At 38.6% G+C, this 21,101-nt stretch carries 16 protein-coding genes; 12 read left to right on the top strand and 4 right to left on the bottom strand.

What is annotated here, in order from left to right; translation table 11 throughout:
• The first annotated feature begins 6 nt into the window (after positions 1–6).
• Together G3I01_RS08730 and G3I01_RS08725 are read left to right on the top strand one after the other, a co-directional pair.
• The gene (locus tag G3I01_RS08730) at positions 7–672 is read left to right on the top strand and encodes a response regulator (RefSeq protein WP_219547017.1); all 666 of its coding nucleotides are present in this window, start codon (positions 7–9) and stop codon (positions 670–672) included.
• 539 nt (positions 673–1,211) lie between these two features.
• A complete protein-coding gene (locus G3I01_RS08725) occupies positions 1,212–2,363 on the top strand; it encodes a hypothetical protein (RefSeq protein WP_219547015.1) in 1,152 nt (383 codons plus the stop codon).
• A 27-nt stretch (positions 2,364–2,390) separates the two neighbouring features.
• Here G3I01_RS08725 and G3I01_RS08720 read toward each other — a convergent pair whose 3' ends face one another.
• A complete protein-coding gene (locus G3I01_RS08720) occupies positions 2,391–3,869 on the bottom strand; it encodes a helix-turn-helix transcriptional regulator (protein WP_219547013.1) in 1,479 nt (492 codons plus the stop codon).
• 118 nt (positions 3,870–3,987) lie between these two features.
• Between G3I01_RS08720 and aceB the strand changes: the two genes are divergently transcribed.
• The 3 genes from aceB to G3I01_RS08705 all read left to right on the top strand — a co-directional run bounded on the left by aceB (position 3,988) and on the right by G3I01_RS08705 (position 8,645).
• Positions 3,988–5,589, top strand: a complete 1,602-nt coding sequence (gene aceB / locus G3I01_RS08715) for a malate synthase A (protein ID WP_219547012.1) — start codon at positions 3,988–3,990, stop codon at positions 5,587–5,589.
• An 82-nt stretch (positions 5,590–5,671) separates the two neighbouring features.
• Complete coding sequence (locus G3I01_RS08710) at positions 5,672–7,297, top strand: isocitrate lyase (protein WP_219547010.1); 1,626 nt, start codon at positions 5,672–5,674, stop codon at positions 7,295–7,297.
• A gap of 163 nt (positions 7,298–7,460) precedes the next feature.
• Positions 7,461–8,645 (top strand): alanine--glyoxylate aminotransferase family protein, encoded by a 1,185-nt coding sequence (locus G3I01_RS08705; protein WP_219547008.1) that lies wholly within the window; start codon positions 7,461–7,463, stop codon positions 8,643–8,645.
• Positions 8,646–8,922: 277 nt separating this feature from the next.
• Here the strand turns inward: G3I01_RS08705 and G3I01_RS08700 are convergent, their stop codons facing one another.
• Entirely contained in the window at positions 8,923–10,764 is a 1,842-nt protein-coding gene (locus G3I01_RS08700; RefSeq protein WP_219547006.1) for a PLP-dependent transferase, read from the bottom strand.
• 274 nt (positions 10,765–11,038) lie between these two features.
• Between G3I01_RS08700 and G3I01_RS08695 the strand changes: the two genes are divergently transcribed.
• From G3I01_RS08695 to G3I01_RS08670, 6 genes are all read left to right on the top strand, one after another.
• Positions 11,039–11,812, top strand: coding sequence for a sulfite exporter TauE/SafE family protein (locus G3I01_RS08695; protein WP_219547004.1), 774 nt, complete (start codon positions 11,039–11,041; stop codon positions 11,810–11,812).
• Between the two features lie 211 nt (positions 11,813–12,023).
• Positions 12,024–13,913 (top strand): histidine kinase dimerization/phosphoacceptor domain -containing protein, encoded by a 1,890-nt coding sequence (locus tag G3I01_RS08690; protein ID WP_219547002.1) that lies wholly within the window; start codon positions 12,024–12,026, stop codon positions 13,911–13,913.
• Positions 13,913–14,656, top strand: a complete 744-nt coding sequence (locus G3I01_RS08685) for a response regulator (RefSeq protein ID WP_219547000.1) — start codon at positions 13,913–13,915, stop codon at positions 14,654–14,656. The genes G3I01_RS08690 and G3I01_RS08685 overlap by 1 nt, the downstream gene beginning before the upstream one ends.
• Positions 14,657–14,785: 129 nt before the next feature.
• Positions 14,786–15,520, top strand: coding sequence for a hypothetical protein (locus G3I01_RS08680; protein ID WP_219546998.1), 735 nt, complete (start codon positions 14,786–14,788; stop codon positions 15,518–15,520).
• A gap of 274 nt (positions 15,521–15,794) precedes the next feature.
• Entirely contained in the window at positions 15,795–17,171 is a 1,377-nt protein-coding gene (locus G3I01_RS08675) for an MFS transporter (RefSeq protein ID WP_219546996.1), read from the top strand.
• 188 nt (positions 17,172–17,359) lie between these two features.
• Positions 17,360–17,719, top strand: a complete 360-nt coding sequence (locus tag G3I01_RS08670; protein ID WP_219546994.1) for a hypothetical protein — start codon at positions 17,360–17,362, stop codon at positions 17,717–17,719.
• 104 nt (positions 17,720–17,823) lie between these two features.
• Here the strand turns inward: G3I01_RS08670 and G3I01_RS08665 are convergent, their stop codons facing one another.
• Both G3I01_RS08665 and G3I01_RS08660 read right to left on the bottom strand, forming a co-directional pair.
• The gene (locus tag G3I01_RS08665; protein WP_219546992.1) at positions 17,824–18,942 is read right to left on the bottom strand and encodes a leishmanolysin-related zinc metalloendopeptidase; all 1,119 of its coding nucleotides are present in this window, start codon (positions 18,940–18,942) and stop codon (positions 17,824–17,826) included.
• Positions 18,943–19,226: 284 nt separating this feature from the next.
• Positions 19,227–20,105 (bottom strand): DUF808 domain-containing protein, encoded by an 879-nt coding sequence (locus tag G3I01_RS08660; RefSeq protein WP_219546990.1) that lies wholly within the window; start codon positions 20,103–20,105, stop codon positions 19,227–19,229.
• Positions 20,106–20,457: 352 nt separating this feature from the next.
• Between G3I01_RS08660 and G3I01_RS08655 the strand changes: the two genes are divergently transcribed.
• Positions 20,458–21,048, top strand: coding sequence for a hypothetical protein (locus tag G3I01_RS08655; protein WP_219546988.1), 591 nt, complete (start codon positions 20,458–20,460; stop codon positions 21,046–21,048).
• Positions 21,049–21,101: the final 53 nt, after the last annotated feature.

Genomic DNA, 21,101 nt, shown 5'->3' with positions numbered 1-21,101 from the left:
AACGGCATGTTTAAAAAAGTATTAGTGGCAGAAGATATGGATAGTATCAACCATGCCGTAGCATCTGTTTTGAAAGAGCTTGACATTCCTGAAGTTGCCCATGCGCAATATTGTGATAAAGCATGGCTCCTTGCAAAAAAAGCATCACAGGAAAATGAACCTTTCGATTTACTCATCTGTGATCTTTCCTTTAAACAGGATCATCGCAAAGAAAAATTAAAATCTGGAAAGGAGCTTATAGCCGCATTGAAGTCTGAAGATCCCGGGCTTAAAGTAATAGTCAATTCTATAGAAGATCATCCGCAAACAGTTAAAGATATATGGGCTTCGGGAAATATCGATGGGTATGTATGCAAAGATCGAAAAGGATTAAAGGAGTTAAAGGAGGCTATTCTGAATTTAAGCAAAGGTGAAAACTATAATTCCCCGGTTATTGAAAAAATCCTGAAACAAAATAATGTATTGACCTTAAATGATTTTGAGATCAATATTGTTAAGTATCTGGCCAGCGGTTTAACCCAGGATCAGATAGAACAAGAACTGAAAAGTCAAAACATCAAACCAAATAGTAAAAGTGCTATTGAAAAAAAGCTGAAGGATTTGCGAGAAGAGTTTAACGCGAATACAAATCCTCATTTGATTTCTATTATGAAGGACCTTCAATTGATATAAAAATTTCATATTGAACTATTATAGATATCAGACTTCAATGTTAAAATTTGTTGAAGAGGGATACGATAAACTTTTAAAAACGGTCCTTCCCTCCGACTCCACAATCATTAACAAATGCCTTGCTATTTAGAACAGAGAAATCCTGCTCGAATAAATTTCGGCAGGATTTCTCTGTTTTAATTCGCTCAGACCATAAGGATGGACATAAGGAAAGATAAAATCAACTACTCTCCCTCCACTTAGCCCTTCCTATTTAATTTTTCGACTTAATTCCTATTTATTTTATATCTTTTATAAGCTGAAAATCAGCACACTATGAACTTTCATTTTAAAATGATCGGAATAGAATTGTAAAAAAGGAACGATATCCTATTGCATCGCACTGGGAGACTGAATCAGGATATTGAAGGAAAGTGGCGGATAAATAGATGAAGAGGAAGAAATTCAATTCCAATTGGAAATGACTTTGGAATTAACAAACTAAGGCGCATATTCATTTCTGCCTTACTGAAAGATATCAATCATTAAATGGCGACACCATGGTACATAGCAGTTCTAATTTCTCTCATAGAATGCGCTTCATTTTCTCGATATTTCTAATCCTGGTATTCGGTATTCAGGGCTGCACCGCACAGAAAAAAAAGAAGTCGGTTGGTCCGGGCGGAGGAGAAATTGAAATCTCACAACAGGAGTTGAGCTCAACAATGAACGACTTCTTTTACAGGTTTGAGCGGAGCATAATCGAGTCGGCCGACAATATCATAAAAGCTTCTCAAGATCCCGCCGTGGATAGGGAAGCCCTGGTCTGGAAAATGAATTCCATTCCCGTTGCCAATACCGCTATTTATAACTCTGATCCCTTCCTGGGATACATTGATATTGCAGTTTTTACATACCAAATGAAACTGTATTTTGAAAAAGGCGCTGGAAAGGACCTATTTGGTGAGCAGCAGGATATTGCCATAAGTACTGTGAATTCGCTTTGGGAAGATCTGCTGGATATTGGCCGTAACCTGGTGCCCGATAATGATATTTCTGAAGGAGCCAGGATCGTTACCGATTTTGCCGAAAAACATCCCCTTACCAGCTCGTATTTTGTGAGGCAATCTACGATCCCTGTGATGACAAAAATTCAAAATGCCGAGAAAGTTACGTTTAAAAGACTGGCAGAAGACATGTCACAAGGCCTGGATAAGATGCGCGCTCAACTCGGTTCATATATGGAAGTTTTACCAAAACAGGTGCGCTGGGAATCTGAATTCCTGATCGATAACGCGTTGACAAATGCTGAATTAAACAGTCGCTTTGACTCTATCTCGAACTTATTGGAAAGAACGGTATTGGTATTGGAATCGAGCCCAGATTTGATCGATAACCAACGGGAGGCAGCCTTTAAGGACATAAGTGGTGAGCGAATAGCAGTGCTGCAGGCTCTAAGCATGGAACGTGAAATTATCCTGGAGGAGATCAAAAAAGAAAGAGCGATCGTTCTGGCAGAAATATCTGAACAAATAAGCACTCAACGGGAAGCTAGTTTTAAGGATCTGAATGCTTTGACTAACCAAAGTATTGACGCAACGTTTGACCGGACTGAGGATATCATAGATAAACTCTTCTGGAGGACGGTGATCCTGATCTCAATATTATTTGTATTGATATTTATTGGATTGATCCTCTATAAAAAGATTTGATACTGGCTTTCAGTTTAGCCAAAAATTCTAAACCTGAAACTTGTCCGTTAACTCATCCACAATAGACTCGATCTTTCTATTCTTTTCTCGTTTTTTCAGGACGATGGCCGGAGCCTGGCGCACCTCACAATCTTGAATAGCACAACGTTCACAAGTCACCCCAACATCTTTCCGGATGATATTTTCATCTTCAAGAAATTTCACCTTTCGTTCCAGTTGTTTATTCAAAAGCAACCCGATACTTATGCTTCTATATTGGTTCTCCCGGAAAGGATCCTGGGTAGCCGATGAAAAGATAAGGTACCGGTTCTCATGACTGGGATAATTGGAGATCTGAATACCAAATTCATGGGAATTACCAGATTTGGCTATGTCTTCAAGAACTTTCAGGGACATCCAGCGCCTGCAGTAATGCTCATTGGTTTCATTCGCCCTCGGGGAATGATGGTGAGTTAAATGCAGTTCTTTATTCAAATAATATTTACCGCTATTTGCCCGGTGCGTAATTCTTAAAAAGAACAGGTTCTTTATATTGAAAGCTTTTGGAAGTATGTTGGTTAAACGTTGATAGAAGGTCTCCGGCGAAGCATTGAATCCGTTAAGCATTTTCATGAACAACTCCGCATCGAAAATTTCCTTTTCAAAAAGTTGTTCCAGTTTTAAGGTCAGTTCTTCCTTCGGGATAACCAGTGCTCCGGCAAAATAGGAAGCATAAAAATTATTCAAAACCTGGTCGAACCTTTCAAATTTGATCCAGGGAAAAGAATGTAGCCTATCTGAAATTCCCAGAAAATTATAGGCGATCTCCTTGGCATAAATGAAGGTCCTCTGGGCTTCATCAATTCCATCAGCCAGTAATAAAGTATTGGTCTTAGGAATAAAAACAGATCTGAGGCTTTCCAGGTCCTCATATTTAGCCAGTTCACTTTCATTGATTTTATAGCCATATTCCTCGATCAAAATCTCCTCTAGTTCTTTTGAGGTAGGTGATTTGCTGAGATCAACCTGGTAAGCTTTAGCAAACTTGAGCACCTGCTGTTCCAGGTCATCAAAGTAATTATTGTTCGCTTCCTGGAATGATCGTACTGAAGCCAGGAAAAAACTTTCCCTGCTAAAGTTATAATGCTTAGCAATTTCAATTATGGTACTAATAAAGGCATTCACCTTCGCCGGGGCATTAGAGACTATATCTATAAGGTTACTTTCCTTGATGCCAAAAAGGTCTAGCGGAATTTCCTTTAAGATTTTTGACTGAAGCAACTCCCCTATCGGAGCTAGATTTTTATCCAGCTTTAAGGACACCATTTGATCATATGGCACCTCTAATTTATCTGAAAGCAAGGCAATTTTATCCGGTTTGGGATATTTTTTTCCATTTTCTATTTCATTCAAATATGACTTTGATAAGCCCGAAAGTTTGGATAATCCAAACAGGGATAAATTCTTCTCGGTCCTTATCTGCTTTAGCTTCAAGCCAAAGATCAGTTTGATATAATCTTCCTCCATATTTCAAATATAGACAATTCTGCGAAATACCTTAAAATGCGAATTTACTCTTTTAGCGAACGTTCGCTTGTTTTATTAAATTCTTTGTTTTAATATTGTCCTATAAAACATTAAAACTATGGAAACCACATCATTAAAAATTTCCGACCTAAACTTTGGAAAAGAAGTAACCAATTACTACCCTGAGATTTTAACCAACGAAGCTCTCGATTTTATCGTCGAACTTCATGAGAAATTTAATGCTCAGCGTTTATCGCTTCTGGAAAAAAGAAAGGAACAGCAGAAACATTTTGATAAAGGTAATTTGCCAGAGTTTCCATCTGAAACAAAAGCCATACGCGAGGGTGACTGGAAAGCCGGAGAGATCCCGAAAGACCTTCAGGACAGGCGGGTAGAAATTACCGGACCTGTTGACAGAAAGATGATCATCAACGCTTTGAATTCAGGAGCCAGAACCTTTATGGCCGATCTTGAAGACAGCACCGCTCCTACCTGGAAAAATGTAATGGAAGGTCAGCGCAACCTGATCGATGCCAATAAAAAGACCATTTCTCTTACAGATGCCAAACGTGGGAAATCTTATCAGCTAAACGATGAAACCGCGGTTCTTCTGGTTCGCCCCAGGGGTCTGCATCTAAATGAAAAACATCTCCTGGTTGATGACCAGCAGGTGTCCGCCAGCCTGCTCGATTTTGGGTTGTACGTTTTCCATAATACTAAGACCATGCTGGAAAATGACACCGCTCCGTATTTTTATCTTCCAAAACTCGAACACTACCTGGAAGCACGCTGGTGGAATGAGGTATTCAATTTTGCTCAGGAATACCTAGAGGTCCCAAAAGGAACTTTTAAAGCTACCGTCCTCGTAGAAACAATCACCGCGAGTTTTCAGTTAGACGAGATCATTTATGAACTTAAAGATCATATCGTAGGTTTAAATTGCGGTCGCTGGGATTATATTTTCTCCTATATCAAGAAATTCAGGAACCATAAAGATTTTGTGGTGCCTAACCGTGATCAGGTTACCATGACCTCTCCGTTTATGGATGCTTATTCCAAACTGGTGATCCAGCGTTGTCATAAACGCGGAATCCTGGCTATTGGAGGAATGGCTGCGCAAATTCCGATCAAAAATAATGATCGCGCGAATGCCGCCGCTATCGAAAAGGTTCGAAAAGATAAAGAGCGTGAAGTGAAAAATGGCCATGACGGTACCTGGGTAGCGCATCCAGCGCTCGTGGAAGTTGCCATGACCGAATTCAATAAGCATATGCCTGAGGCAAATCAGCTGAACGTAATGCGTGAGGATGTTCAGATAACTGAAAAAGATCTGGTTGAAATTCCGCAGGGAACTGTTACCGAAACCGGCATTAGAAAGAACATTAATGTTGGTATCCTTTATATGGAAGCCTGGCTCCGCGGATATGGTGCGGTGGCACTTTACAATTTAATGGAAGATGCCGCTACGGCTGAGATCTCCAGGACCCAGTTATGGCAATGGTTAAAAAATGAAGTGGTCCTGGAAGACGGGAGAAAATTCAATATGGAGCTTTACATCGATATTTTCGACGATGAAGTGGAAAAGATACTTACCGAATACGGAGAGTCAAATATTAAAAAGAACACCAGGTTTGAATTAGCCTTCAAACTCTTCGATAAACTGGCCATTTCAGAAAGATTCGAAGAATTCTTAACGCTTCCGGCGTATAAATACCTATAAAAAATGTCTCGCAACTACTGCCATAGATTGCGAGACCTAATTATCAAAATTTCAGAAAAATTCAATAATCAAACGCAAAATTATGAAAAATTTATCGCAAACTCAGTATCAATCTGCCCTGGAAAAGGTTCAAAACCTGAAACAGAAATACGGGGAAAGCTGGAATTCCATTAACCCGGAAAATGCCGCCAGAATGATCACCCAGAATCGCTTTAGAACCGGTTTGGATATTGCGAAATACACCGCCGCCATCATGAGAAAGGATATGGCCGAATACGACCAGGATCATTCTCAATACACCCAATCGCTTGGTAGCTGGCATGGCTTTGTGGCGCAACAAAATATGATCGCCATAAAGAAACATCACAAAACAACGAATAAGAAATATTTATACCTGTCTGGCTGGATGGTTGCCGCTTTGCGTTCAGAATTCGGACCATTGCCAGATCAATCAATGCATGAAAAAACAGCGGTTCCTTCTCTAATCAAAGAGATCTATGATTTCCTTCGCCAGGCAGATGCCGTGGAACTGAACGACCTTTTTAAAAGACTGGAAAAAGGAGAAGATGTGCAGGAGGAGATCGATAATTTCGAAACTCATATAGTACCTATAATTGCCGATATCGATGCCGGTTTTGGAAACGAGGAGGCCACTTACCTTCTGGCCAAGCAAATGATCGAAGCCGGAGCCTGCGCCATACAGATCGAGAACCAGGTTTCAGATGCGAAGCAATGTGGGCACCAGGACGGGAAAGTTACCGTACCACATGAGGATTTTATTACCAAACTGAATGCGGTAAGATATGCATTCCTGGAATTGGGAGTTGAAGATGGGGTTATCGTAGCCCGGACAGATTCTGAAGGTGCCGGTTTGACCCAGAAGTTACCGGTAAGTCAGCAAGAAGGTGACCTGGCTTCAAAATACCTGGCCTTTGTAGAAGCTGAAACTATAGCTATTGAAGATGCCCGTGAAGACGATGTGCTTTTAAAAAGAGATGGTAAACTGGTGCGCCCGGTTCGACTGCCTAACGGACTCTATAAATTCAAAGATGGTTCTAATATAGACCGCGTGGTTTTAGACTGTATCACCAGTCTGCAAAATGGAGCAGACCTGTTATGGATAGAAACTCCCACGCCTAATGTTAAACAGATCGCGCATATGGTGAACCGCGTAAAAGAAGTGGTTCCAAACGCTAAACTGGTCTATAACAACTCTCCTTCTTTTAACTGGACGCTCAACTTCCGCAACCAGGCTTACGAAGAAATGCTTGTCGAAGGTGAGAATATGACGGCTTATGACCGAAATAACCTGATGGATGCTGAATATGATGGATCTGAACTTTGTCATCGTGCAGATGAAAAGATCAAGACCTTTCAGAAAGATGCCGCGAAGGAAGCAGGGGTTTTCCACCACCTTATTACCCTTCCTACTTACCATACCACGGCATTACACATGAACGATCTTACCAGAGGTTATTTTTCTGAAGACGGAATGCTAGCCTATGTGGAAGGTGTGCAAAGACAGGAGATCCGTAAAGGAGTTTCCTGTGTGAAACACCAGCGTATGGCAGGATCAGACCTGGGAGATGATCATAAGACCTTCTTTGCAGGTGAAAAAGCGCTTAAAGCCGGTGGAGAGAAAAACACCAGCAACCAGTTTGCTGAAAAGAAAAAAACCGCGAAACGTGAACTGGTGATGGATAAATAAATCCCATGGAAAGCTCAAGGCGTTCAATTTCACGCCTTGGGCTTTTCTGCTTTCGTTTGTTAACCAAGAAACTCAATCTTATGAAAGTTAACCTGAAAGTGAGACCCTGAAATAAATTCAGGGTGACGAATGATTTAAAGTAGAAAACAGAATAACTAGAATTATGAAAGGCAGAAAATTATTAATGATCCCCGGCCCCATAGAATTTGAACCGGCAGTACTTCATGCCATGGCCAAAGCTACAACCAGTCATGTGGCTCCAGAATTTATTGAAAGCTTCGGAAAAAGTATCGAGCTGATGAGAGAAGTCTGGAAGTCTCCGAAAGGACAACCTTTCATCGTTGCCGGAACCGGAACTTTAGCCATGGATATGTCAGCCGCTAACCTGGTTGAAAAAGATGACCGGGTTTTGATCATCTCGACCGGATATTTTGGCAAACGCTATAAGGACATCATGGATAGATATGGTGCGAAAACCACCATTTTAGAAGCGCTTGTCGGTGAGGTGGTAAATCTTGATGCAATCGAAAATGAATTAAAATACAACGCATACAAGGCTTTAACGCTGACTCATGTAGACACCTCAACCGGAGTTCGAGTAGATCCGGAACCCATTGCGAAACTGGCTCAAAAATATAATTGCCTGAGTATTTTAGACGGCGTCTGTTCTGTCGCCGGAGAAGAGATTAACCAGGATGATTGGGGAATCGATGTGGTATTAACCGGATCTCAAAAAGCTATAGGGGTTCCTCCCGGCCTGGCCCTATTGGTCGCTTCCGAAAAAGCCATGCAAGTCTGGAATAATAGAAAGACACCCGTAGGCAGTTATTTTGGCGACTGGAATAACTGGTTACCTATTATGAAAGCTTATGAAGAACGAAGACCTTCTTACTTTGGCACACCTCCCGTAAATTTAATCGTGGCTCTGGAAACGAGTCTGAGAATAATTCAAAAGGAAGGCATGGAAACTAGGGTGAAAAGACATCGCGAACTGGCGAGAGCTTTCAGGGCCGGGTTGGCTGCGCTACAATTCGATTTTTTACCAGAATCTAATGAAATTTCAGCGAATACACTTACGGCAGCTTATTATCCAGAAGGAATTGATGGGTCTGCTTTGCTCGCAAAGTTAACTAAAGACGGGGTGATCCTTGCCGGAGGTTTATTGCCGGAATTAAAGACATCCTATTTTAGAATTGGCCATTTGGGATCGGTCTCTTCGAACGACCTAATTGCCGTGCTCAGTTCCTTAGAACGTGCGTTAATTGAACTTGGCCATCCAATCAAAGCCGGTGAAGGATTACAGGCTTTTCAGAATGAACTTCTGACGAAAAATCTGGCTATAGTATAGCTAGTAATTCAGCTATAATGTCCACTTCAATTATGAAGCGGATTAAACTAAAAAAATCCTGCTGGACGTATCCTGCAGGATTTTTTTTGTTGCAACGCGCATGTCTTTATTCTTGTAAATTTGATTTAACAGTTTCGCGAAAACTTATTAAATCATGCTTATATTTCTAACTTTCAACAAAATAAAGATAATATTTTTGTTTAATTTATTTTGTAATTAATTAAACAATTATAAAATATTTAACATCAAAATTTTAAGTTCGATTACTGAGCCATTATTAAATCTCCTTCACAAAATCTGCAAAGACTTTCTTGTGCAATTCGAGATCCAGGTTTGGAGAAACTGAAACCCGGGCTATGTAATCCTTGTCATCTTCCTTAGTGGTTCCTTGGGTGGAAGTTGCGGGTATCGTCCAGTAACAGCCTCTTAGCTGCCCGTAACTCACACAATACTTACTTTCATTAGGAATTTCACCAATCATCATATTGATGAGTTTATTATTCAGTACTCTTTTGTAAGTCTCCCTTTCTTCCTCTGTTTCCCCTTTTGTTGGGAGGTCTAAAGAAAATACGGAAGGTGTAAATCCTTCTTCCGCCAGATCTTCTGAAACAAAATTTATCTTTGCTTCAGGCAATGTTTCTTCTATAAAGCTTACGAATTCACGCGTATTCTTATAAGCATCTTTGATCCTCTGATTCATCGATGGTAGTTGTTCTGCCAGTATTTCTACTTGTAGACCAGTAGCTTCGTTATCACATAACCTCAAATGCTTATCTAATTTATCCATTAGTTCTTCAGCTTTTGTGTTAGCTACACAATAACCGGCAGTACATCTACCTCCACTTGGAAATTTGGATCCGCTTACATAGGATATCGTTTTTACTTCAGAAAGTATTCCGTCCTTTCCGCAGAACTGAACGTTAGGACAGAATGTTTGATCTAAAATAAAAACCGGCTCCACTGCCTTTTCCCCGTTCGCATTATTTCTCTCCTTAGTTAGAACCTGCCTTAATTTCTCAAGATCGGGAACTTCAACCCTTGGATTCGTAGGTATCTCTGCAATGATATATGGTATTGCACCGGCTTTTGCTACCTGGTCTAAAACCTGGTCTGTACTTTGCACCATATCATTATCACCATCAACCGGGAGGTCAACGATTTCAACATTATCAAGACAGGCAGCTACTCTCCTAGCCTGGTCGTTCGTTCCTCCATAACAGTTTGGAGGCACAATGATATTTATGGTTTTTCCAGGGTGCTTTTCGATGGCATCATCAATAAGCCCCATCATAATAGCATATTGAACAGAAAGTCCGCAGGAACCAAGAAGAACTTTAGAATTGGTTGCAGTGATCTTATGAACCGAGTCTACAACCTTAGCCTTATCTCCTTGATAATTGTTTGCTTTTACAGATCCCGATTTCCCTAATAATTGTAGTAATGCTGTATGGCAATCTGCCGGGGTCATGGCAATGCTTTCTCTTCTTCTTACATGCTGGATTTCGGCAATATATTTCTCGTTTTCAGAACCATTCACCATGATTACACTTCCCAGTTCAGCCTGCAGGCTCACATAGAAATCGATCTTTGGATCTAGAGGTAGCTGTTTCAGATCATCCTGATTTGAAATGAAAACAGTACTCCCGTCAAATTCCGGGATATCTTCAATTTTGTTTACCTGCTTTATTTCAAAAGAATATCCATAAACCTGCTTCAGAGATTCGAAATCAAAAAATCCCGGTAGCTCGCCTTTATAAAAGATCTGGGTATTTTTATCATCAAAAAGATTCTTTCTTAGAATTGCCAAAACCGGCATCATTCGGGAGGAAAAACTTATTACATTATCTGCTTTAAGACCATTCATTTTTGCTATACCCCATTCCAGAACTGTCGATAAAGGATGTCCCAGCCTGATGTAATCGAAAGCTGTAGGCAGTTCGCTCAAGGCTGCTTTTTCAGCATTATTGCTTTGATATAATTCTTCAAATCTCTCCAGAAATTCAGTTTTTGCGAGGGATTCATTATAAATATCTAAGCGGTGGGTTGTAAGCTTAACCCAGTCTATCGGCATATTTTCAAGTACATCTTCTAAATACACACTTACATTTTGCTCTTTCATATTCTTCAATTAAAGATCGGCCGGGAATATAATTCAATTAGGAGATTTTAAAAAGGCCTAAAGCCTGTTTTATTTACCTAATTTTAAACTGGAATTCCGTGCCAGAGTTTTTCTAATTATGCTTAGTTCCAAGTGATAGACTATCTTGTTTTTAGGAAGGCAAAAGTTAGATTGAGGTGTTATATAATTTCCTAATTTAGAAGCTATCCTAATTTCAATTAAAAGGATATTTAGAGGGTTTTGAAAAAGTTGGTCTTTCATCAATAAATAATCAATGGAAATTATAATCATTTCGATTGCGGCTTTCCTGGTTGCCATTCTAACCTTTTTTTCAGGTTTTGGACTAGGCACTATACTCACACCTCTCTTTATGCTATTCTTTCCTGTTGAATTAGCTATTGCGCTAACAGGTGTGGTGCATTTTTTCAACAATATTTATAAGGTAAGCCTGGTAGGCAGGAATGCAGACAAAGATGTCTTGATAAGATTTGGTATTCCCGCAGTGATTGCCGCTATTATTGGTTCCTGGATCCTGGTCAACATTCCCTCCACTGAACCTTTGTTTTCTTATACTGCCTTTGGATCCCATTTTGAAGTTTATCCTACTAAATTCCTGATATCAATTCTACTCATCATTTTCGCAAGTTTTGATCTAATTCCGTACCTCAACAATTTAAAGTTCGGAAAAAGCAAATTACCTATAGGTGGAGCATTGAGCGGTTTCTTTGGTGGACTATCAGGAAATCAGGGCGCCTTGAGAAGCGCCTTTCTTATTAAGGCTGGGCTTTCCAAAGAAGCCTTTATTGGAACTGCCGTAGTGGTTTCAACTTTTGTAGATTTCACGAGGTTAAGCGTATACGCCACACGATTTATAAAGTCTGAACTTACCGACAATTTAGGCTTGCTATTTTGTGCAACCCTATCTGGCATTGCCGGATCTTATTTTGGAAACAGGCTTTTGAAAAAAGTGACCCTAAGATTCATCCAGGTAATTGTAGCTATATTATTAATTATTGTTTCACTTGCTTTGGGTGCCGGCCTTATTTAAAACTGAACAAAATAAGTCTGACTGCCTTTATTATCAGGAAATAATTTCCTGAAATGCCAGGAATTCAAAAATTTCTTGCGGGTATTAGAGCAGATATCCGAAATAAACTGCTATTCAAATACTTATACTTAAGTGAGAGATATAATTATAAGTAATTTCAGTATATTTAAAATTGAATCCAGAGATTTTCACAACCCGTTCTTTCAAAAGTATGCTTAAAATAATTTCCACATTTTTACTGGTTTGTTTTTTTTCAATTTTCGGTTTTTCACAATCTGGAGATTTAAGCGAGCAAAATCTCAATGAACAACCTATAGATTCGGTCCTATCCTGGATGAACGCAAATTCTACTGCCGGAGAAAATTTAGAGGAATTTCACGCCATAGGCCTTGAAACTTTAAGGCGAGGTTTAAGGACAGAGAATGATACTTTAATTGCCAAAATTCATGAATCATTAGCCAACTGGCACGCCTATAATGGCCTTTTCTCTCCAGACTCTGTAGTTTATCATGCTGAAAAAGCTTTAGAATATCATATAAAGAGCGACGATCCCAAAAAGATCGCCGATACTTACCGCTCACTGGCTATAGATTATCTGAACACTGGTCAATTAGATAAGGCACAGGAGGTTTTGTTCAAATCCATTGAATTGTATGAAGAATTAAATGACGATGCCGGCCTGGGAAGCGCCTATCGCACCCTGGGCGTAAAATACCGGGTGATGGAAGATTATGAAAAATCTATATACTATACCAATCAAGCGATTCCATTATTAGAGAAATCCGAAAATTACAGCGGATTGGCTATCGCACAATTCAATTTAATCATAGGCTACGGGGAACTGGGAGAATATGAAAAAGCATATAAAGCTACCGAGGACTGTCTTGAAATTGTTAGAACAAAAGCGCCAGACCAAATTTTCATCCCGGTTAGAGCATATTCGTACCGTGGAGAAGTCTATGTGAAAGCCGAAGATTATGACAATGCCTTAAAAGATTATATGGCTGCATGGGATTTGTGTAAAAAGCATGTTGGCGAAGAGCGCTGTACAACCTACAGGACAGAAATTGGACAGATCTATCTTTTACAGCAAAACTATGAACAGGCTTTAGATCATCTTTTAGCCGGCGTGAATGCTTATGAAGACAAGGATCAAAGTGGAATTATCCAACCCTATTTAGATCTGGCAGAGGTGTATACCAATCTGGGAGATTTTGAAAATGCTCTTTTATATAAAGATAAGGCCTACGCTAACTCTAAAAAAATGCTTGAAGGCAAGATCGAAAACATTGAATCTGAGATGGCCATCAAATATGAAACAGAAAAGAAGGATGAAGCTTTAGCATCTCAGGCAGCTTTGATAGATCAGAAAAGTAAGACCCAAACACTTTTTATTGTTATCGCCTCATTGTTGTTCGTCTTTTTATTATCCCTTCTTTATTTCTTTAATAAGAGTAAAAAAGCCACCAGAATTATCAGAGCTAAAAATGCCGAAAATGAATTATTGCTGAAAGAGATCCACCATCGTGTCAAGAACAACCTGGAAATGGTTAAAAGCCTCATCGCCCTGCAATCTGCCCAGATAGAAGATTCTGCTACAAAAGACGCGATGATCGCCAGCCAGAACCGGGTGCAATCCATGGGGATCATTCATCAAAAATTGTATCAGGGAACGAACCTGGGAAGTATAGAAATGAAAGACTATTTCCTTAATCTAAGTGAAGGTATTCTGGACACTTTTAATGCCGAAGACCGGGTGAAAATAGAATGTGCCATGGACAACCTGGACCTGGACGTAGACACTGCAGTCCCTATTGGTCTTATTGTAAACGAATTGCTCACCAATGCCTTAAAATATGCCTTCCCAAAACAACAGCAGGGAATCATAAATATAAGCCTGGAAATGGAAACTGATCAAAACTTAAAACTTCTGGTTAGAGATAATGGAGTTGGGAAAACAAATGGTCTAGCGCCAAAAGGTACTGGTTTTGGTTCACAACTAGTACAACTGTTAACCCAGCAACTCAATGGAAAAATGATAGAGCGAAATGATGAAGGGACTCACATTGAATTTGACTTTTTAATCAGAAAAAGCGCCTAATGAGTGATAAAACTAAAATACTAATTGTAGAAGATGAAATGATCATCGCTGCTAATATTTCACTTCAGTTAAATGAATTAGGTTACGAGGTTACCGGAATAATTCCACGAGGGGAAGAGGCTTTAATGCATATACAATCTGAAACCCCGGATATTTTATTGCTCGATATCAATCTTAAAGGTGAACTGGATGGAATAGAAACTGCGCTGGCAATGCAAAAAACCCACGATATTCCTATTATCTACTTAACTGCAAATGCCGATGACGCTCATTTCAATCGGGCAAAAGAAACGCATCCGTATGGTTTTATTGCTAAACCCTTTAAAAAACTAGATCTTCAAAGGGCTATAGAATTAACAATCTCTCAAGTAGGTCTTAAGGATGAAAATAATGAAAAATCAACGTCTCAAAATACCGATGCAACCATATTGAACGACTGTATTTTTGTAAGACATTTAAACTCAATGGTAAAAGTAGATATTACAGACATACTTTATATTGAAGCTGAACGTAACTATTGTCGCATTTTCACGAATAACAAGGAATATTTACTGGTTATAACTTTAAAAGAGATGGACAATAAACTTCCGGCAAAACACTTTTTAAGGATCCACAGGTCTTATATCATTAATATTTCCCAGATCAAAGAAATTGCTACAAGCCATATCGTGATCGGCAAAAAAGCTATTCCCATTATTAAACCTGTAAAAAAGGAATTGCTAAAGCGATTACATACCATTTGATCTCCCTGCTAAATAAAATTTCCTTTCCGGACAGTGCAGCAATGCTTTCGTCCCATATCATTTATTTTAATCATTGATTATCAGTTAATTAGATTCTTATTAACGGTTTTTATTATAACTAGATAATTTATGAAAACAATTAGATTAATTATTACGGCCTTCCTAGCCGTATTCAGCCTAAGCATACTTACCGCCCAGAATGGTGAGAGTGAAATATTAACCACTACAGAAATCACGGTGAAGCAGGGGCATCATGCCCAATTTATCGAAGGTGTAAAAAGCTGGAAATCATGTTACCTTGAAAACAATGGAAAGGACAAATGGAACATGTGGCACAGGCAGCAAGGCGTTGGAAACCTTTATGTTATGTCTGGAATGATACCGAACTGGGCAGAAATGGACAGAGAAGATGAGGCCAGTAATGAATGTTATGTAATACTTCTGAATCTAATTATGCCTCACATCGAAAAGGTGAATTCAAGAATTGCACGAAGTATGCCTGATATAAGCAGAACTTTCCCTGAAGAGGCAAAATACATTCGGGTAAACTATTACGAAGTACATAAAGAATACGCTTTTGAAGAGGTAATAAACGCTGTGAACGATGCTATCAAAAAGAAAGAAGGACAGCCCAGGGGTTTATGGTATAATATAGAATATGGAGGCCCCGATACTCCAGACTTTATGATTGCTGAACCCTTTACAAAATATGCCGATATGGATATTGAACGGGACAGCCCTGCAAAGATCTATACCGACCTTGTGGGGGAAGAAAAAGCGGCCGAATTATGGGAAGTTTGGTTTGACACATTACAAAATAGCTGGTCCTACACATTCAAACTAAATACTGAAATGAGTAATTAGCCATTCTAAATGGGTTGTCGGTATTGGCAACCCTTTTTTAAAGATCATTTATAATCATCTTGAGTATGCTTTACTAGTCATCACAAGAATTGCATAACCTCTCTTTTCATATTTAGAGATCTATTAGCAAAAAGAAAAGTTCATTTAGAGGGTCATTAAAACATCAATCAAAATTCTGAATAGTTATTAAAGCCAAAATGTATTTGAATTAAACTCAAGGCAAAAAAAATCATCAGCTGTATAATTAAATCTACTAATCTTAAAATCTGAAAATATGAGGGGGAAATTTAACAGCGCAAAAAATAGATTAGACAGAAATTTATCTGATAATGCCATCACAAGATATGCTACGTTTTCGGCATTATATGCAGCACAGGGAATTCCTGAGGGGATCACTTATATCGCTTTACCTGCCTGGCTGGCAATGAATGGTAAATCACCTATGGAAATCGCTGCTTTGGTTAGTGTTATGCTCATTCCCTGGAGTTTTAAAATCCTAATAGCACCCCTAATGGACCGTTTTACTCTTTTATCGATGGGAAGAAAACGTCCCTGGGTGATCTTTGGTCAGATAGGTTTGATACTTAGTTTTTTAAATCTCGGCCTGGTGCACGATCCCATGAATAATATCACCGGATTGATGATCGCGGGTTTTCTGGTTAATTTCTTTGGAGCATTTCAGGATGTTGCCACAGACGGAATGGCTGTAGAAGTAATACCAAGAAAGGAACAAGCCAGAGCGAACGGCCTTATGTGGGGATCAAAAACCATAGGTCTTTCTCTTTCTTTAATTACTGGGACCTGGCTAATAAATAATTTCGGCTTTTCATTTGCTGTCTCCTCACTTTCCCTGGTAGTAGCAGCAATTATGATCTTTCCGCTATTTTTTAGGGAACGTGCAGGCGAAAAATTACTTCCCTGGACTCCGGGAAAGGCTTCATTAATTTCTAAAAAAACACAATTGAAAAGCTGGATGCATATCTTTAAAAGTCTTTATAAAGTAGTGAAACTAAAATCCAGTTTGATCCTCTGTATCGGGATTTTTATTTTAGGAATAATGTACGGCCTGGTAGACACGCTGCTTCCCATCTTTAGTATACAGGAATTAGGTTGGACAAATTCATATTTTTCGAATGTACTCTCTACCACCAATGTGATTGGCGGCTTTTTAGGGATGTTCATAGGAGGTTATATGGTAGATTATTTTGGTAAAATAAAAATGCTCACCATATACCTTATTTTACTAACCATTCTAATAGGTGCTTTTGCTTTTATAACTAATCTCTGGAGCAGCTTTTTTATAATGATCGCCTTTATATTATCTTATTGCACGCTCTATACTTTTTTATGCATCGCTATCTTCGCATCTGCCATGCACCTATGCTGGAAAACTGTCGCAGCTACACAATTCACACTTTATATGGCATTATCTAATATGGGCCGGGCTACCGGTGCAAGCCTGCTTGGGATCTTAAAGACCAGTTTTACATGGGAAATTGTTTTTTTAACTATTGCTGTAATACCTTTTGTTTTGATAATTATAATTCAATTCATAAATCTTAAAAGGCACAGGATCATAGTGAACAGTTTTGATGTCTTACCGGTTGAAATAACCACCTCCCCCATAATAAAAAATAAGGAATATTCGTAACGATGAAATCTTAGACGGAATTCATTATTTCCTTTAGATCCTGTTTTTGTTGAATTGATTTTAATATGAGATTTAAAGAATTAGTCTTTATAATGATAATAGCATTCCAATCTTCGGGATGTGACAATACCAGTGCCCATTCAGAAATCATAATTCCGAAAATCTCAGAAATAATCGAGTTAGGGGATATGAAAAATCTTCAAGAATTCTCACCTATCACGGGATGCTATATTTCTAAAGATCTTCCTGCCGAAGAACAGATCACAATTTGTTTTAAAAAAAATTTCAGTGAAGATTTTCACTTAAAGGTTAGCTCCGGTAAAAGGAAACAGAGATTAACTTTTGAAATGAATCTTAACAAGAAAAGTGACAATCTTTATACTACCCTAATAAAAGGAAAGAAGATCCTGCTGGGCATCAATGATAAAATGTTATCTATCAAACCTGAAAAACCCGAAGATATTGAAGTTCTCACCTATTGCTGGTCTTGGGGAACCAGCCTTGCAGGTGATTATAAAAAGATCGAGGGTTCTTTAGGTGGTAGATAATTTTGGATTTGGTTGAATGAAAAAAAGTTTGGCCCAACCATGAGATCAGACCAAACTTTTTATTGATGAGATTAAATTCTGTATTTAACCCCAAATAAACCTTATTACTTTTTAACTCTTACCCCACCAATTGGTTGAAGTAATTCTTCCATTTCACCAATATTAAGACCTTCAGTTTTTTCAGAATCGGTTCCACCTACTTCTACACCTTCAGTACCTCTAGGCAGATCGTAACTTTCACCAACCCTTGCAGTACCATATCCAAGATCCTGCACAGAACCTGCGGTAATACGACTTAAAGGATTCTCGCCAAGATTAAGGAAACCAGTCATTAGTTCATTATCCAAAGCTGATTCTCTCCAGTGACTATTTCTGGTTCCTCCACCAAACATATCCTCTATTGGCAATTCATACAATCCACCTTCTGCATTCCAGAAAACATTTGCCTGCTCGCCTACATAATATGGATCAACACCTGTCCCCTCGCGCAGGGTTCTCGCTACTCCTAATGCTGGTATGTTAATATTCCAAAGCGTTCCAATACCTAAAACATGTCCCATTTCATGAATAATAACTTCTTCAAACAGGTCATACTCCTCCAATAAATCTAAATCCTGGACATCAAAAAACATAACACCACTGATGGTTGTTAATTCAGGAATTCTAACAAATCTTGGACCTGCCTGACCAAGTATATTTCCGGGTCCATCTATTTCATCGATCACAACTTCAATCACAAGATCATCAATAACTCCTTCTTCTGCAGTAATAATTGGCGGAACACCCAATGTCGCAAAAGCCGAAGGAATTACTTCTCCAGATATAGAATACAAATCTTTGATGATTATACGTTCCCATCGCTCCCTGGCCAAATCAAATACTTCTCTTTGTCTTTCGGTTGTAGATGTTAAATACCTGAAAGTAATATTGAAACGACCACGATCTGAGCCACCAGCTTCTGTAGCTTTATCTAAATTCCCACTTAGATCTGCTGATTTAGCATCAATGATTTGAAAATCATTCGATTGATCTAAAACAAAAGAATCTGTTTTTATGCCATCCTGCTCAGGAGTTTGCACATTTTCGGTATCTGAGGTACAGGCAGTAAAGAGCGTCACTCCAATTCCAAACATACATAAATTCCTGAAATTTCGACTGCTGAAAAAAGAGGATCCCGATCTATTTTTCCATGTCTTCGGAAAAAGATTGTTTAAGTTTTTCATAAAATTTTATTTGGTTTGTGATTAATTAACTTTTTGACTTTAAAGTCAATTTTCAAAGAACCGAATATAACTTAAAATCAAATATGTTTAACAATTTAGTTAACTGATTACCAATATTTTCTAACTTAAATACAAACTTTAACTATTGTTCAATATTTTAATTGAATTCACGAGTATTTGACAATCAAAATGCAATCAAATCCTTCGAAAGTATATTATTATAAATTTTCAATTCTATAAAATATTAGAAATAGAAAGCCAAGAATTGGACATGAAAAATCGGGTTACTTTTTAAAAACAGAGCTCCAGACTTTCTTACCGAGATTTATGATCAAAAGAACTATAAATCCTACGATCAATCCTATGCAAAATTCTAAAATAATGGAAGGGATATTTTCGAGGATACCATGAAGAAAATGAATATTATGTACAAAAATACCTCCTGAAACCAGCATCAAAGCTATGGTTCCTATCAGGCCAAGACTTTTTATCACCCATGGCAAAGCATTAACCAGGAAATTACCGACCTTGTCTGAAAAACTATCGGTTCTATCATTCAGATTAATCAGTTTAGCACCAAATTCGTCCATTCGAACGATAAGGGCCACAATCCCATACACCCCCACAGTAGCGACCAATGCTATTAATGAAACCACTATAATCTGTGTGGCGATAGGTTCTCCAGAAACCGTTCCCAATGCGATGATCACGATCTCAACCGAAAGGATAAAGTCTGTAATAATAGCCGATTTGATCTTCTCCTGTTCCCGGGCCAGGGCTTCCTCTTTAGTGACTTTTTCAAGTTTTGGCTTTTCAGAAGGATGTGCATGCGGAAAGATATATTCATAGATCTTCTCTGCTCCCTCATAGGCAAGGTACAATCCACCCAGAATTAATATGATCTTTATTGCCAGTGGTACAAATGCACTAAGTAAAAATGCTACTGGTAGAATAATAAGTTTATTTAAGAATGAACCCTTGGTGATAGCCCATAAAACCGGGATCTCTCTGGAAGAGATGAAACCCGAAGCTTTTTCGGCATTTACTGCCAGGTCATCTCCTAGGATTCCCGCTGTTTTTTTACCAGCTACCTTTCCCATTACCGCGACGTCGTCCATCAAAGCCGCTATATCATCTAACAGTGCAAAAAAGCCTGAAGCCATAAACTTGATCTTTTAATTTATTGTGGAGTAAGTTGCATCAATTTTCTCAGAAATTGAAAGATAAAATTATAACAGTTTTACAAATTTTAGATCTGGCTTGAAAATTTGGCTGTCTCTCCTCCATTTTATCCTTAATTGAAAATCAATATCAGAAATTAAAAAATATTGAATATTTATTTTCTTTAGATATTTACCTCTCAACTTTCAATGTTACCCCTTTATCCGTAAAACCAAAATCTACTTGAAAAGAACCACTTACAAAAATTCTATTTAACTGAATATTAACTATTTACGTAAAACCGCGCTCCTTAAATCTCCCGTAAGTATTCATATAACTAAAAACATTTAAATTATGAAGACTTTAAAAATTTATTACCTGGTAATGCTATCATCTATTATGATTCTTTCCGTAGGATGTTCCAAAGAGGAAACGGGAATGGAAGAAATCAATTCTGTAGATGCTCATTATGAAACTAAGGACATTCCTAACAATGGCGCCAAAGCCAAAATGTACACTGTGAATTTTGGAGAATTGAATAGCTCCGGGGTTGCAGGTACCGCAGAATTGACTCTTGATGGCGTTAACCTTACCGTAAAGATCTCTGCCAGCGGATTAGAGCCTGGGGCTCATGCCCAACATATTCATGGATTCACAGCGAATGAAGGCAATGCCAAATGCCCGCCTGCTTCTGCAGATGTGGATGGTGATGGACTGATCACTGTTGGTGAAGGAGCACCTTTTTATGGAGGTATTTTGCTTACTCTGCAACCATTTCCTGAAGCAGATGAAGATGGAAACTTAGAGTTCGAAATGACCTATGAAAATGTAACTAAAGATATTACACCTCTTCAAAATAAGGCGATCGTTCTACACGGAATGGATGGAATGCCATCGTTGCCGGTAGCATGTGGTCAAATTAAAGCAAGTCAGGGTTCTAAATAGATCTTTGATAAAAAAAATTAAGCACCCTAATCAGGGTGCTTTTTTATTTTAGT

The sequence above is a fragment of the Gramella sp. MT6 genome, assembly GCF_019357415.1.
GTDB lineage: Bacteria > Bacteroidota > Bacteroidia > Flavobacteriales > Flavobacteriaceae > Christiangramia.
This window is presented reverse-complemented; position numbering and strand designations above follow the sequence as displayed.

Coding starts and splice junctions, on each gene's coding strand:
- G3I01_RS08685 (WP_219547000.1), top strand. CDS start 13,913: ATGAGTGATAAAACTAAAATACTAATTGTAGAAGATGAAATGATCATC.
- G3I01_RS08720 (WP_219547013.1), bottom strand. CDS start 3,869: ATGGAGGAAGATTATATCAAACTGATCTTTGGCTTGAAGCTAAAGCAG.
- aceB (WP_219547012.1), top strand. CDS start 3,988: ATGGAAACCACATCATTAAAAATTTCCGACCTAAACTTTGGAAAAGAA.
- G3I01_RS08680 (WP_219546998.1), top strand. CDS start 14,786: ATGAAAACAATTAGATTAATTATTACGGCCTTCCTAGCCGTATTCAGC.
- G3I01_RS08695 (WP_219547004.1), top strand. CDS start 11,039: ATGGAAATTATAATCATTTCGATTGCGGCTTTCCTGGTTGCCATTCTA.
- G3I01_RS08675 (WP_219546996.1), top strand. CDS start 15,795: ATGAGGGGGAAATTTAACAGCGCAAAAAATAGATTAGACAGAAATTTA.
- G3I01_RS08730 (WP_219547017.1), top strand. CDS start 7: ATGTTTAAAAAAGTATTAGTGGCAGAAGATATGGATAGTATCAACCAT.
- G3I01_RS08705 (WP_219547008.1), top strand. CDS start 7,461: ATGAAAGGCAGAAAATTATTAATGATCCCCGGCCCCATAGAATTTGAA.
- G3I01_RS08655 (WP_219546988.1), top strand. CDS start 20,458: ATGAAGACTTTAAAAATTTATTACCTGGTAATGCTATCATCTATTATG.
- G3I01_RS08700 (WP_219547006.1), bottom strand. CDS start 10,764: ATGAAAGAGCAAAATGTAAGTGTGTATTTAGAAGATGTACTTGAAAAT.
- G3I01_RS08665 (WP_219546992.1), bottom strand. CDS start 18,942: ATGAAAAACTTAAACAATCTTTTTCCGAAGACATGGAAAAATAGATCG.
- G3I01_RS08710 (WP_219547010.1), top strand. CDS start 5,672: ATGAAAAATTTATCGCAAACTCAGTATCAATCTGCCCTGGAAAAGGTT.
- G3I01_RS08725 (WP_219547015.1), top strand. CDS start 1,212: ATGGTACATAGCAGTTCTAATTTCTCTCATAGAATGCGCTTCATTTTC.
- G3I01_RS08670 (WP_219546994.1), top strand. CDS start 17,360: ATGAAAAATCTTCAAGAATTCTCACCTATCACGGGATGCTATATTTCT.
- G3I01_RS08660 (WP_219546990.1), bottom strand. CDS start 20,105: ATGGCTTCAGGCTTTTTTGCACTGTTAGATGATATAGCGGCTTTGATG.
- G3I01_RS08690 (WP_219547002.1), top strand. CDS start 12,024: ATGCTTAAAATAATTTCCACATTTTTACTGGTTTGTTTTTTTTCAATT.